Genomic DNA, 12436 nt, shown 5'->3' on the forward strand with positions numbered 1-12436 from the left:
GTCAGACCCTGCGGCCCGCGCGCAGCTCCAGCCGCTCCCCTTCGAAGCGGGCGCGGAAGTCCCGGTCGTGCGAGACCGCGACCACCGCCCCCGGGTAGGCCGCGAGCGCGGCCTGGAGGTCCTCGACCAGGTCGAGGGCGATGTGGTTGGTCGGCTCGTCGAGGACGAGGAGGTCGGCGGGCCGGGTCACCAGGGTCGCGATCTGCAACCGGCGCCGCTGCCCCGCGGACAGGTCGGCGACCGGAACGTGCAGGTCCTCCTCGCGGAACAGCCCCAGGGACAGGAGCGGTTCGGCGTGCTCGTCCGGCGGTCCGGGCCGTCCGGCGGCGAACGCGGCGAGCAACGGGAGCCGGGTGGAGCGTACGGGCAGCTCCTGTGCGAGGTGGCCGATCCGGGCGGGACGGCGCACCGTGCCCGCGTCCGGCTCCAGGTCGCCCGCCAGGACGCGCAGCAGCGTCGTCTTGCCCGCGCCGTTCTCGCCCGTGACCAGGAGCCGCTGTCCGGGCGCGACCGTCAGGAGTCCGTCCAGGCGCAGCCGCTCCCCGACCCGTACGCCGTCGAGTGCGGCGAGGGGACCCTGCGCCGGGCCGTCCTCCGCCACCGACAGGGACGTCGCGAAGCGCAGCGGGGCCGGCGGTTTCGGCACGGGGTGGCGCCGCAGCCGGGCCAGGTGCTCCCGGACCGAGCGCACCTGGCCGCCGAGCTTGGCCTCGCTGGAGCGGCGGTGCTTCCCGAAGCCCTGTTTCGGGTCGCGGCCGGTGGTGGAGAGCCGCCTCGTCGCGGCGTCGAGCAGTTCCTCCGTACGGGCCACCTCCTCGGTCCACTCCGCGTACCGCTGCTCCGCGCCGCGCCGGGCGGCGGCCTTGGCGGCGCGGTAGCCGGCCCAGCCGTCGCCGTACCGGCGGACGGTGCGCTCGTCGCGGTCGACCTCCAGGATCGTGGTGGCGACGCGTTCCAGGAAGCCGCGGTCGTGGGTGACCGCGACGACGGTGCCGCGGTGGGCGCGCAGCCGTTCCGCCAGCCAGTGCGCGGACGCGGCGTCGAGGTGGTTGGTCGGCTCGTCCAGGAGGAGCAGTTCGGGGGCCGCGGCCAGGACGCAGGCGAGCGCGAGGCGCGCCTGTTCGCCGCCGGAGAGGGAGCCGAGCGGGCGGTCGCGGGCGATCCGGCCGATGCCGAGGGCGTGCGTCGCGGCGTCCACCCGGGCGTCGGCCTCGTACCCGCCGCGTTCCTCGTAGGCGATCAACAGTTCGCCGTAGGCGGCGAGCTGCTCGTCCGACGCGTCGGCGAGGGTCTCCTCCGCCGCGCGGAGCCTCCGCTCCATGGCGCGCAGTTCGGCCAGGGCGTGGTCGACGGCGTCCTGCACGGTGCGGGACGCGTCGAGGTCGAGGGTCTGGGCGAGGTGGCCGACGCCGCCGGGGAAGACGGCGGTGACCTCCCCGGAGTCCGGCGTCTCGGCGGCGGCGAGCAGTCGCAGCAGGGTGGACTTGCCGGAGCCGTTCTCGCCGACGACGGCGGCCCTCTCGCCCGGTCGGACGGTGAGGGACACCTGGTCGAGGACGGTCCGGGCGCCGTAGGACTTGGTGACGTTCCGGAGGGACAGCTGCGCCGCGGCGGGTGCGGCGGGGGTGGAGGTGGGCAGGACGGTGCGGGCGCGGTCGAGCATGGGCTTTCCCCGGGCGTACGAAGGGTCTACGGGCGGTGGAGACGGCGGCGTCGGCCGTGCCCGGACTCAGACGAAGAAGAGGAAAGCCATGCCCTCACCGTAACAAGACGCGCCGTCTCGCCTCCAGTCGTTTGTTGCGTACGCCCGGGGCCCGGAGTCCGGGCGGGGCCGGGTCTCAGCGGCGCAGCAGGGCGCAGACGAAGTCCTCCTGGACGGCGCGGACCTCGGCCAGCAGTTCCGGCTTGAGGGTCTTGCTGGTCTGGGTGTTGATCGAGAACGTCAGGGAGCGCTTCCCGTCCGCCGTGGCGGCGGCCAGCTGGGTGTAGCCGGGGAAGTTGCCGGTGTGGCCGTAGACCGTGCCGCACCGGGTCTCGTACCGGAAGATCGCCAGTCCGCCCGCGTTGGTCCCGGGTCCGGCGGGCTCCGAGGCGGCGCCGGGGATGAAGCGGCGCTGCTGCTTCCTGACCTCCTCGGAGAGGTAGCCGCGGCCGCCCGCCCAGGCCCGGACGAAGGCGTTCAGGTCCTCGGGCGTGGCCACGATGCCGCCGGAGGCCCATACCCCGGAGGCGCTGAGGGCCTCGCTGATGTCCTCGGGCGGGGCGGGCGGCGTGACGTCGTAGCCGTGCAGGTAGGGCCTCGGCATCCGGTAGCCCTGCGGGAGGACGGTCCGCCGCAGGTCGAGCGGCCGGTACACGAGCTGTTCGAGCAGGCGCTCGTACGGCCGGCCGGTCACCGCCTCCGCCATCAGGGCGACGGCGATGTTGTCGGAGTTCGAGTACGCGTACCGCGATCCCGGCGGGAAGAGCAGATTCCGGTCGGCGACGAAGTCGAGCAGTGCGCGCGAGTCGAAGCGGTGGCGCGGGTCCGCGAGCAGGATCTCCAGGAACGAGGGGGCGGTCGAGAAGTCGGGCAGTCCGCTGGTGTGGCTGAGGAGCTGTCGGAGGGTCACCTTGTGCCAGGCCTTCGGCAGGGCGGGGAGGCGGTGGCCGATCGTGTCGTCCAGGCCGAGGCGGTGCCGGTCGACCAGGCGCAGGGCGACCGCCCCGCTGTACGCCTTGGAGACGCTCGCGAGGCGCATGTACGCGTCCGCCCGGGGCGGTCTGCCGGTCCCGGTGTCGGCCACGCCCGCCCGGTGGACCGTCGTCCGGTCGCCCACCTGCATCAGGGCGATCGCGCCGGGCGGTCCGCCGGCCGTCCGGACGAGGTCGTCCAGCCTCTTCTGCAGGGCCTTGTCCGGGACGGGGGACGGGGACGGCGGAGAGGACGGGGAGAGGGGCGGTGACGAGGGCGCTCCGGTCGCCTGCGCGGGCCCGCCGACGCCCCCCAGCACGAGGGCGCCGGAGAGGGCGCCCGCGAGGGCGGCGGCGGACAGGCGCAGACGTGCGCGCGGGCGGAAGCGGACTCCGGGGCGTGCCGACACGGGGGCTCCTTCTGGGTGCGGTGGCGGGCGGGCGAGGCCCGACAGGGGATCCGGCGGATGGTCCGGTGGAGGGGATCCGGCGGACGAGGGTTCGCCTCAGCATCGGACGCCCCGCCGTCCCCCGCCTTTCCGCTGCTCCGTCCGGCCGAGATCCCCCACCCCGCCCCCGCCGTCACCGCCCCGCGTCGGGGGCCGCCGCTCAGAACGCGAAGGCCTCCCCGCCGTTCAGGGTGGTGCCCATGACGCAGGCGTTGGAGAAGGTGTGCTGCCAGGAGGTGCGGGCGCCCTCCCAGACGCCGTCCAGGGTGACGGTGACGGGGTCGAAGTGCTGCGGGCAGGCCCGGTCGGGGTCCGGGGAGGCGAGGAGCCCGCCGAACCCGCCACCCGCGAACCCGGCCTTGAGTTCGGCGCAGGCGGCTTCCGGAGCGGGGTGCGTGCCGCCGGGGACGGGCGCACAGCTGAGCGTGGTGGCGCGCAGGACGGTGACCGGGCCGGAGGCGTCGCCCTTGCCGATCGAGAGGACGACGGCGGAAGGGGCGTACAGGCTGGTGGATCCGGCTTCCGCGGTGCCGACGGCGCCGGTGAGGCAGAGAAGGGCGGCTGCGGAAACTGCGGCAGAACGACGAAGCACGAGAAGATTCTCTTTCGAATCGATGGGAGTGGGCGGCTTTTCTCCTGCGATTCCCGCCCACCTTGCGCTTCGGAGTGTGTCTGACACGCTGGGCTACCGCACCTTCACGACCGTTATTCGGACACGAGGGTGTGCTTATCGGTGTCCTCGGCGCGTCGAGGCTGCTCAGGAGCGGTGCGAGGGGCCCTCGGTACGGCCCCGTACCGCGCCGCTCCCCTCCCCCACCGGCCGCCGACCTGCTCGAAGACGCGCGCGCTTTACCGAACGGCCATTCAGTACGGCCGGTTCGTGACGCCTCGGCGCGGTGGCGGTGGCTACGGGCCCTCGTACAGGAGGGTGAGGGCTTCGGCGGAGAAGGGGTCGGCGGGGCGGTACCGGCGGGTGGAGACCGCGGCCAGGGCAAGGCCCGTGGCCGGGCAGAAACCGAGGAACGCCTGCTGCCCCGGGGTGGCCCCGCAGTGGAAGTAGGCCGGTCCGTGCGGGGTCGGCTGCTGGAACCAGGTCAGCGTGTGCGTCTGGCGGCGTTCCCCTCGGCCGTGGCTCAGCACCGGTCGGCGCACATCTCGCAGGGCGCCGGCCAGGGGGCCGTCCGGCTCCAGATGGGCCTCCAGGAAGGTGAGCAGGTCGTGCGGGGTGGCGCGCACGGCTCCCGCCGCGGCGAACCCCGCGATGTCCAGGGGCGGCAGGGGCGTGGTGCCGTCCTTGGCGTGGCCGGTCGCGTCCCGCCCGCCCCCGGCGCCGGGCCGCAGGGCGGTGCCGGACAGGCCGAGCGGGTCCAGGACGTGCTCGCGCAGGAGGTCGTCCCAGGGCGTCGCGGTGCGGGCCGCGAGGGCGTGGCCCAGGACGGCCACGCCGAAGTTCGAGTAGCGCCAGCGGGTGCCGGGGCGGCGGGGGCGGGCGCGGGCGAACGCCTCGACGACGCGCCGGGCGTCGTATCCGGCGTAGGGGTTGGTGTTCCGGCGCGGCAGTGCCCGCAGGTAGAGGTCGCGGGGCAGTCCGGGCAGCCCGGAGGTGTGCGTGATCAGGTGGTGGAGGGTGACGGGAGCGCGGCCGGGCGGCCGGTCCGGGAACAGGGCGGCGTCCACCGGGTGCCCGAGGGGGGCCTGTCCGGAGGCGGCGAGGCGGGCCAGGAGCAGGCCGGCGAAGGTCTTGGACGCCGAGCCGATCTCGTAGCGCAGTTCCCGGCGGTCGGCGGCCGGCGCGTCGGCCGTGCCGCCGCCGCGCAGCGTCCTGCGGCCCCGTACGGAGGCGGCGAAGACGACGTCGGGGGCGTCGACGGACGCGACGGCGGCGGCCAGCCGGTCGGCCAGGGGCTCGGTCGCGCCCGCTCCGGGCGGGCCGGCGGCCCGTACCGGCGTCTCGCCCCCGCCGTCCGCGGGGCCCGGTTCGTCCGTGTACGGCTTCATGTGGCCGCTCCCGGGGAGGGCGGCGCGCCCGCGAGGCGGGAGAAGGCGCGGGAGGTGGCCAGGGTGGCGGCGAAGGCGGCGACGACGGTGGGGTGGTACACCAGGTCGAACAGCACGTCCTCGTCGTCCTCCTCCGGCATGTCCCGTACGGCCGGCATGGCGCCGTCGGGCTGCTGCGCGGCGGCGAAGGCCCGCCAGGCGCGGGCGTCCAGCGTGGGGTGCTCCAGGCAGGCGTCGACGACGAGGAGTTCGCCGAGCAGGTCCCAGCGTTGCAGGTCCAGCCAGTCGTCCAGCCACACGGGGAGCCAGGTGGCGAGGTAGTCGGCGGTGGCGGGCGGCAGGCCGGCGGGGTGCGCGCCCCAGTCCGTGAGGTGGAAGACGGTGTGGGTGACGTCGTAGGCGGCGTACCCTTCGACCGTCCACGGCTCCGGCGCGCGGGCCAGCCAGGTGCGTGCCGCGGCCTCCTCCACCGGGATGCACGGGGTCAGCCCGAAGCGCTGTTCGAAGGCGCTCAGGCCCAGGCGCCGCACCGGCCTCATCTCCATCGCCGCCCAGCTGTCGAGGCGCTGGTTGAGCCGGACCGCGCGGTCGACGTACGGCCGGCGGTGGCCCATCTCCCAGAACGGCAGGTAGACGTCGAAGGGGACGGGGGAGATCGGCTCGCGGCGCTGGCCCTCCTCCAGCATCCGGCCGCCGTCGAGGACGTCGCGCCACAGGTGGTCCAGGAGCCGGCGGGCCAGGTCGACCTGGTGGGAGCCGGCGACGCCCTCGCGGAAGAGGACCTTGCAGATCATGGCGACTTCCCCGACGGGTTTGAAGCGGTCGAGGAAACCCGTCTCGGGGTCGGCGTCCGGCTCCAGGCGGAATCCCTCCCGGTGCTCGTACAGCCACTCCATGGCCCGCAGGCCGACGCGGTGGAAGAGCGCGGTGTCCACGGCGTCCGGTCCGTCCTGCGCGGAGGGGCCGGAGGGCGCGGGCGGCTGGTGGAGGGTCATGGGGCATCACCCGGCGGCGCGGTCTCGGGGCCCGGGAGGACCGTGGCGGTGAGGGGCACGGGAGGAACCCCGTACAGACGGGCGGCGGTGAGGGTCGCCGCGTAGGCGGCCACCAGTGTCGAGTGGTAGCAGTGGACGAAGCCGGGCTCGGCGGTGTCGTCGCGGCGGCTCGGGCCAACCTCGCACAGTCCGCCCGCCGTGTCCTGCGCGGCGGCGAGCCGGGCCCAGGCGGGTTCCACGGTCCGCGCCGGGACGGGGGTGGGGAGGCTGGCGGCCACGGCCAGCAGTTCTCCGGCGAGGTCCCAGAGCTCCTCCTCCAGGCACGAGTCCAGCCAGGCGGGCAGCCAGTGGTGGAGGTAGCGCGCCAGCCGGGGCGGCATGCGGTGCGGCGCGTTGCCCCAGTCGGTGAGGTGGAAGACGACGTGGGTGAGGGCGTAGCCGGCGGAGCGTTCGAACATCCACGGCTCGGGCAGGCTGCCCAGCCAGGTGCGGTGCAGGGCGGTGAGCGGCGGGGCGTGCAGGGGCAGGCCGGTGCGGTGTTCGGCGTTGAGGATGCCCAGGCGGCGGGTCGGGTCCTGTTCCGTGTGCGCCCAGCTCCGGGTGCGGGCCAGCGTGCGGGCCAGTTCCTCGAAGGCGGGGTGCCGGAAGCCCGCCGACCGGAAGGCGGCGTAGATCTCCAGCGGGTAGGTGGACATCGGTTCCGCGCGGAGCTGTTCGAGGAGCAGGGAGCCCCGGCGCGTCTGCCCCCAGGCGAACTCCAGGAGTTCGGCGGCGCGTCGGCGGGCCGGGCCGGAGGTGGTGTGGCGGCGGATGCCGTCACCGAGCTGGGCCAGTTCGCCGAGCGGTTTCCAGGTGCGGTCGACGAGCACGTCGGGGGCCAGCACGTCCTCGGGCAGCGCGAAGCACGGGAGGTGGTCGTACACCCAGTCCAGGGCGGTGCGCGCCACCTCCACGGCCTGCGGGGCCGCGGAGGGGCGCGGGGCGCCGCCGGTGAGGGGCGAGGCGCCGCCGGTAGGAGGCGGGGCGACGCCGGTGAGGGGCCGCGCCGTGTCACCGGCGGGCGGCCGGGGGCCTTCGCCGGCCGGTCCGGCCGTCTGCGCGCCGAGTTCCCGGTCCGGCACCGCCGCCGTCATGCGCGCACCCCCGTGGCGTCCTCCCGCCCGGCGCCTGCCGACCGGATCGCGCGGAAGTGCTGCGCGGCGTGCACGTGCAGGTCCACCCGGGGGTCGGAACCGCCCATAAGGAGGACGAAGTCCAGGCCGGAGTCCAGGCCCAGGGTCTTCGGCACGTCGTCGACCACCGCGAGCCAGCGGCCCGCGGCGGCGGCCTGGAGCCAGTCCCGTCGGCGCACCGCCCGGACGAAGCCGCGCGCGAGGTCGACGGGCCGCTGCCGGGCGGCTCGCGCAACGGCGGACTCCGCGAGCACCGCGTGCCCGCAGGCGGCTGCCGTCGCCGTGTCGCCGGGGACGGCGAGCGGGGCGAGGAGCGCGAGCTGGTGGGTGAACTGCTGCCAGGGGACGGCGGCCGGCCACGCGTCTCGTGCCCCGTCGGCCCCGGCGCCGTGGTCGGGGCCGGCGTCGTGGTCGGGCCCGTGCCCGGCCGGGAATTCGGCGGGCGCCTCGAAGACGACGGGCCGGGCGTCGAGGTGGTCCGACATCCGCGTCAGGGCCCAGTGGCTCCAGACGGTCACCGGGGAGGAGCCGGCCCGGGGCGGGAAGGTGTCGGCGGCGCGTCGGCACGCGGCGACGTCCTGCGGGTGCGGCGGCCTGCCGTGCACGAGGGCGGGGAGCAGGAGGTCCGGTCCGAGCATGCGCACGGCCGCGAGCCACGGGCCGTCGTCCTCCGTGCCGGCCGTCCCGTTCCGGGCAGAGGAGTGGTCCCCGCCCTTGAGGGCGGAGACCACGTCCGAGGCGAGGTCATGGACCGCTTCCGCCACACGGGCAGCCGCCTCTGACCGCTCCATCAGCCCTTCTTGGGGCGGGGCGTCGGCGGCGACAGCAGGAGGCCGTACTGGCCGCCGGCGAGCGCCAGCGCCGCGCATTCCCTGGTGTCACGGGCCGTGCCGCCCGGCTCGCACGGGTTCAGGGCCTCTTCGATGTCGATGTCGTTCCACGTGGTGTCGTGGACGATTCGCTCGGTGGAAGCCATGCCACCATCCCTTTCCACAAACTTAACCCGGCAAAGCGGGACTTTTTGGGTGGAATTTCCCTTCTATTAGAACGCCGCACCCGTATAGACGCAAGCGCACGGTCGTCACCGAAGCTCGACACCCGTCATCGGGGCGACGACCCGGCGGAGCCGGGAGCGCGGACGGTGAAACACGTCTTCGGGGGTACGGACGGAGGGACCCGCCGTTTCGCACAGGAGGAGGAGACGTCCGTGGCGTCCTCATTGCTGGAAGCACTCGACATCAAGGCACCGGTGGCCGTGAGCTGGTCCCTCTGGGCCGACGTCGAGCGCTGGCCCACCTTTCTCAGCCACGTCGGGCGCGTCGACCGCATCGACGCCCGGACGTTCGCGTGGCAGCTCTCCCTGCCGGGCGTCGACAAGGCCTTCGTGGCCGAACTGACCGAAGTGGTACCGGAGGAGCGGATCGCCTGGCGGACGACGGAGGGGGTCCACCACGCGGGGGTGGTCACCTTCCACCGGCTCAGCGACACGGAGAGCCGGGTGACGCTCCAGGTCGAGTACGAACCGAAGGGTTTCGTCGAGCACTTGGGTGCCCTGACGAACCTCGACGCGACCCTGGCCAACTACGACCTGGGCGAGTTCCAGCGGATGGCCGAGCACGAGGCCGGCCACCGCTGAGGACGGCCGCCCGACGCGCGGGAGCGCCGGACACCGCCGGCCCCGGAGAGCATGCCGGGGGCCGGCGGAACGCGGGAGGGGGGCGGGGCGGAACCAGGAGGGGGCGGGGCGGACCGCCCTCAGGCGGCCAGCTTCGGCGCCGGGCGGGCGCCGCGCGCACGAGAGGCGGCCAGCAGGGCGTCGGCGGCCGCCAGGGCGTCCTCGACGCAGGTCGTCCCAGTGGCCGCGCACAGGGTGCGGGAGACGTCTTCCAGGAGTTGCCCGTCCCTTCTCTCGCCACGCGCCTCGGCGATGCGCAGGTCCGCGTAACGGGTGAGCAGGGAACGGAGGGTGCGGGAATCGGGAATCGACACGGGCCGGCCTTTCACGGTCCAACAAGTGGTGCCCGTATGCCCCGCATCCGCCGGAACATGCCCGTCCGGACGAAAACCCGCGCCGATCGGACCGGAAGTCCTCCGGCGGGCGCGCCGGGCGCCCTCTGCCGCGCCCCCCGCCGGGTGGGCCACACTGGCGTCGTGCGCATCGTGATGATGACGGCGGGGTCGCGGGGCGACGTCGCGCCGTACACGGGTCTGGGTGCCGGCCTCGTGCGGGCGGGCCACGAGGTGACGCTGGCCACGCACGCGATGTTCGAACCGCTGGTGGCCGGTTCCGGAGTGCGGTTCCGTCCGCTGCCGGTGGACCCCCGGGCCGAACTGCGCTCCGAGCGGGGCCGACGGCTCCACGACGCGAGGACCGGCGCGGGCAAGCTCGTACGGCTGGTGTCCATGGCCCGCCGGGCGGCCGACGAACTGACGGCCGCCCTGGTGGAGTCGGCGCGGGAAGGCGACGTCCTGCTGGTCGGCGGGGCACTGGGGCCGCTCGGGTACGCGATCGCCGGGAGGCTGTCGCTGCCCGCCGTGGGGCTGCCCCTCCAACCCCTTCACCCCACGCGGGAGTTCTCCGCTCCGGTGCTGGGAACGCGGTCGCTGGGCGCGGTCGGGAACAGGTGGAGCGGACTCGCCGTCACGACCGCGCTGGAGTTGATGCTCGCGGGCTCCGTCCGGTCGCTGCGCCGGCACGGACTCGCGCCGGCGGGCCGGTCCGGGAGCCGCGCGGCGCCGCCCGTGCTGCACGGTTACAGCGAACTCGTCGTCCCCCGCCCCCGGGACTGGCCCGCGCGCCTGGAGGTGGCCGGGTACTGGTGGCCGCACGGGACCGGACGGCTCGCTCCGGAGCTGGAGGACTTCCTCGCCGCCGGACCGGCGCCCGTCTTCGTGGGTCTGGGCAGCGCCACCGTCCCCGATCCGGAACGGGTGAGCCGCGCGGTCGTCGCCGCACTGCGCGAGGCGGGCGTGCGCGGTGTCGTCCAGCGGGGATGGGCGGGGCTCGAAGGCGCGGGCGACGACGTGCTGACCGTCGGCGAGGTGCCGCACGCACTGCTGTTCCCGCGGACGGCCGCCGTCGTCCACCACGCGGGGGCCGGCACGACCGGTGCCGTCCTGCGGGCCGGAGTGCCCTCCGTTCCGGTGCCGGTCCAGTTCGACGCGGCCTTCTGGGCGTCCCGGCTGACCGCGCTGGGCACCGCTCCCCCGGCGGTGCCGTTGCGCCGCCTCACCTCCGGTGCGCTGGCCGCTGCCGTGCGCCGGGCAACGGCGGACGGCTCCTACCGGGATCACGCCCGGGCGGTGGCCGGGCGTCTGGCCGGGGAGGACGGCGTCGCACCGGTGCTCGCCGCACTCGACCGGGCGGTGCGCTGATCCGGGCGGTGCCGTGCACGGGCGGTGCGCTGATCCGGGCGGTGCCGTGCGCGGGCGGGTGACGGTGCGCCGTCACCCGCCCGCGCCGGCCGTCCGCCTCCACCGCCCGCCGGGAGACCGCCACCGCCGATTCCGGATCCGCACGTGCGGATCGCGGCGGAGCGGGTAGCAGGGAAGGCACTCCCGGGCTGCGGGCCTTCACCGGCCCGTGCGAGACCTGCCACAGCGGTGTCAGGAGCGCGGCCCCGGGGCGCCCGATCGGCCCGGCGGCTTGGAGAGACCACCATGCACCTCACGTACTCGGCGGCACGGCAGCCCTCGGACGGCCTCGCGGGCTGGGCGAACGGCCTCGTCGAGACCCTGGGCGGTCCCGGGGCGGGCCTGGCCGTGGCGCTGGAGAACCTCTTCCCGCCCCTGCCGAGCGAGGTGATCCTGCCCCTGACCGGGTTCGCTGCCGGTCAGGGCGTGCTCACGCTGTTCTCGGCGGTGTTCTGGACCACGCTCGGCTCGGTCGTGGGCGCCCTGGTCCTCTACTGGATCGGGATGCTGCTCGGGCGGGAGCGCCTGCACGCCCTCTGGGCGAGGCTGCCGCTGGTGAAGACCTCCGACCTGGAGCGCGCGGAGAAGTGGTTCTCCCGGCACGGCACCAAGGCGGTCTTCCTCGGCCGCATGGTGCCCGTCGTCCGCAGCCTCGTCTCCGCTCCGGCCGGGGTGGAGCGCATGCCGCTGCCCCGCTTCGTCGCGCTGACCGCGCTCGGCAGCCTGATCTGGAACGCCGCCCTGATCCTGGCGGGTTACTGGCTGGGGGACCAGTGGGACGCGGTGGGGAAGTACGTCGGCCTCGTCTCCAAGGCCGTCCTGGTCCTGGGCGTGCTCGCCCTCGTGGCCTACGTGACCGTCCGGCTCCGTGGCCGCGACCGGGACGGCGAACGCCGCGCCCCCTGACCGGAGGCGCACCGCGGCTCGACGGAGCTCCGGGACGGAAAACGTCCCGCCCGCCCCTTCTCGGGGCGGGCGGGACCGGTGTGACGGTGCGGCGCGAGGACGGCCGCCGGGTCCTACTTCAGGCCGTGGCCGCCGGGTCCTACTTCAGGCCGTTGCTGATCGCGCCGACCAGTTCGCCGTCGACGGTGTCGCCGTTGAACTCCCAGAAGAAGGCGCCGCCCAGGCCCTGGCTCTTGGCCCAGCCCATCTTGGACGTGACCGTGGCCGGGGTGTCGTAGCTCCACCAGTCGGTGCCGCAGTGGGCGTACGCCGTGCCGGCGATCGTACCGGTGGCAGGGCAGGTGGTCTTGAGGACCTTGTAGTACTGGTTGCCCGGCTCGACGCCGGCCGCCGGGCCGGTGGCCGTGCCGCCGGGGGCGGACTGGGTGACGCCGGTCCAGCCGCGTCCGTAGAAGCCGATGCCGAGCAGCAGCTTGGAGGCGGGCACGCCCTTGGCCTTCAGCTTGGCGATCGCGTCCGCCGAGTTGAAGCCCTGGGCGGGAATGCCGGGGTACGAGGTGAGCGGGGAGTGCGGGGCGGTCGGGCCCTGCGCGGCCCAGGTGCCGAAGTAGTCGTAGGTCATCACGTCGTACCAGTTGATGTACTGGGCGGCGCCGCCGTAGTCGGCCGCGTCGAGCTTGCCGCCGTTGGAGCCGTCGGCGGTGATGGCCGCGGTGAGCAGGTTGTTCGGGCCGAACTTGGCGCGCATGGCCTGCATCATGTTCTTGAAGGAGGCCGGGCCGCTGGTGTCGCAGGTCAGGCCGCAGGCGTTGGGGTACTCCCAGTCCAG

The 12436-nt window shown here is 74.9% G+C and carries 13 protein-coding genes; 3 read left to right on the top strand and 10 right to left on the bottom strand.

The features are described 5' to 3' along the window. Nucleotide 1: 1 nt before the first annotated feature. The 8 genes from abc-f to OO47_RS26560 form a co-directional block, all read right to left on the bottom strand. Nucleotides 2-1663 carry a ribosomal protection-like ABC-F family protein gene (gene abc-f / locus OO47_RS26525; RefSeq protein WP_030207592.1) on the bottom strand — a complete coding sequence of 554 codons (1662 nt, stop codon included), beginning with the start codon at nucleotides 1661-1663 and terminating at the stop codon, nucleotides 2-4. A 175-nt stretch (nucleotides 1664-1838) separates the two neighbouring features. After that, on the bottom strand, nucleotides 1839-3083 hold the full coding sequence (locus OO47_RS26530; RefSeq protein ID WP_030207595.1) for a serine hydrolase domain-containing protein: 1245 nt from the start codon (nucleotides 3081-3083) through the stop codon (nucleotides 1839-1841). A gap of 199 nt (nucleotides 3084-3282) precedes the next feature. Then, complete coding sequence (locus OO47_RS26535) at nucleotides 3283-3714, bottom strand: subtilase-type protease inhibitor (protein WP_030207597.1); 432 nt, start codon at nucleotides 3712-3714, stop codon at nucleotides 3283-3285. Nucleotides 3715-4028: 314 nt separating this feature from the next. Beyond that, entirely contained in the window at nucleotides 4029-5120 is a 1092-nt protein-coding gene (locus OO47_RS26540) for a serine hydrolase domain-containing protein (RefSeq protein ID WP_063831935.1), read from the bottom strand. Further along, nucleotides 5117-6016, bottom strand: coding sequence for a DUF6895 family protein (locus OO47_RS26545; RefSeq protein WP_051715476.1), 900 nt, complete (start codon nucleotides 6014-6016; stop codon nucleotides 5117-5119). The genes OO47_RS26540 and OO47_RS26545 overlap by 4 nt, the downstream gene beginning before the upstream one ends. A gap of 95 nt (nucleotides 6017-6111) precedes the next feature. Continuing rightward, nucleotides 6112-7248 (bottom strand): DUF6895 family protein, encoded by a 1137-nt coding sequence (locus OO47_RS26550; protein ID WP_063831936.1) that lies wholly within the window; start codon nucleotides 7246-7248, stop codon nucleotides 6112-6114. Then, nucleotides 7245-8078 carry a hypothetical protein gene (locus OO47_RS26555; RefSeq protein WP_030207607.1) on the bottom strand — a complete coding sequence of 278 codons (834 nt, stop codon included), beginning with the start codon at nucleotides 8076-8078 and terminating at the stop codon, nucleotides 7245-7247. Before OO47_RS26555 ends, OO47_RS26550 begins: the two co-directional genes overlap by 4 nt. Further along, complete coding sequence (locus tag OO47_RS26560) at nucleotides 8078-8263, bottom strand: hypothetical protein (RefSeq protein WP_030207610.1); 186 nt, start codon at nucleotides 8261-8263, stop codon at nucleotides 8078-8080. The genes OO47_RS26555 and OO47_RS26560 overlap by 1 nt, the downstream gene beginning before the upstream one ends. A gap of 231 nt (nucleotides 8264-8494) precedes the next feature. On the opposite strand from OO47_RS26560, the gene OO47_RS26565 reads away from it, so the two are divergent. Then, nucleotides 8495-8923, top strand: a complete 429-nt coding sequence (locus OO47_RS26565) for an SRPBCC family protein (protein ID WP_030207613.1) — start codon at nucleotides 8495-8497, stop codon at nucleotides 8921-8923. A 119-nt stretch (nucleotides 8924-9042) separates the two neighbouring features. Here the strand turns inward: OO47_RS26565 and OO47_RS26570 are convergent, their stop codons facing one another. After that, a complete protein-coding gene (locus OO47_RS26570) occupies nucleotides 9043-9276 on the bottom strand; it encodes a DUF5133 domain-containing protein (protein WP_030207616.1) in 234 nt (77 codons plus the stop codon). 177 nt (nucleotides 9277-9453) lie between these two features. Here OO47_RS26570 and OO47_RS26575 point away from each other — a divergent pair, with 177 nt between their 5' ends. Together OO47_RS26575 and OO47_RS26580 are read left to right on the top strand one after the other, a co-directional pair. Next, complete coding sequence (locus OO47_RS26575; RefSeq protein WP_030207618.1) at nucleotides 9454-10662, top strand: glycosyltransferase; 1209 nt, start codon at nucleotides 9454-9456, stop codon at nucleotides 10660-10662. A 285-nt stretch (nucleotides 10663-10947) separates the two neighbouring features. Next, nucleotides 10948-11607 (top strand): DedA family protein, encoded by a 660-nt coding sequence (locus tag OO47_RS26580; protein ID WP_030207620.1) that lies wholly within the window; start codon nucleotides 10948-10950, stop codon nucleotides 11605-11607. 139 nt (nucleotides 11608-11746) lie between these two features. Here OO47_RS26580 and OO47_RS26585 read toward each other — a convergent pair. Then, nucleotides 11747-12436: glycoside hydrolase family 18 protein (locus tag OO47_RS26585; protein WP_033210384.1), on the bottom strand; the 690-nt coding region annotated here is incomplete at its 5' end.

Origin of the sequence: Streptomyces bikiniensis (assembly GCF_000716625.1) — a bacterium.
In the GTDB taxonomy this organism is placed as follows: domain Bacteria; phylum Actinomycetota; class Actinomycetes; order Streptomycetales; family Streptomycetaceae; genus Streptomyces; species Streptomyces bikiniensis.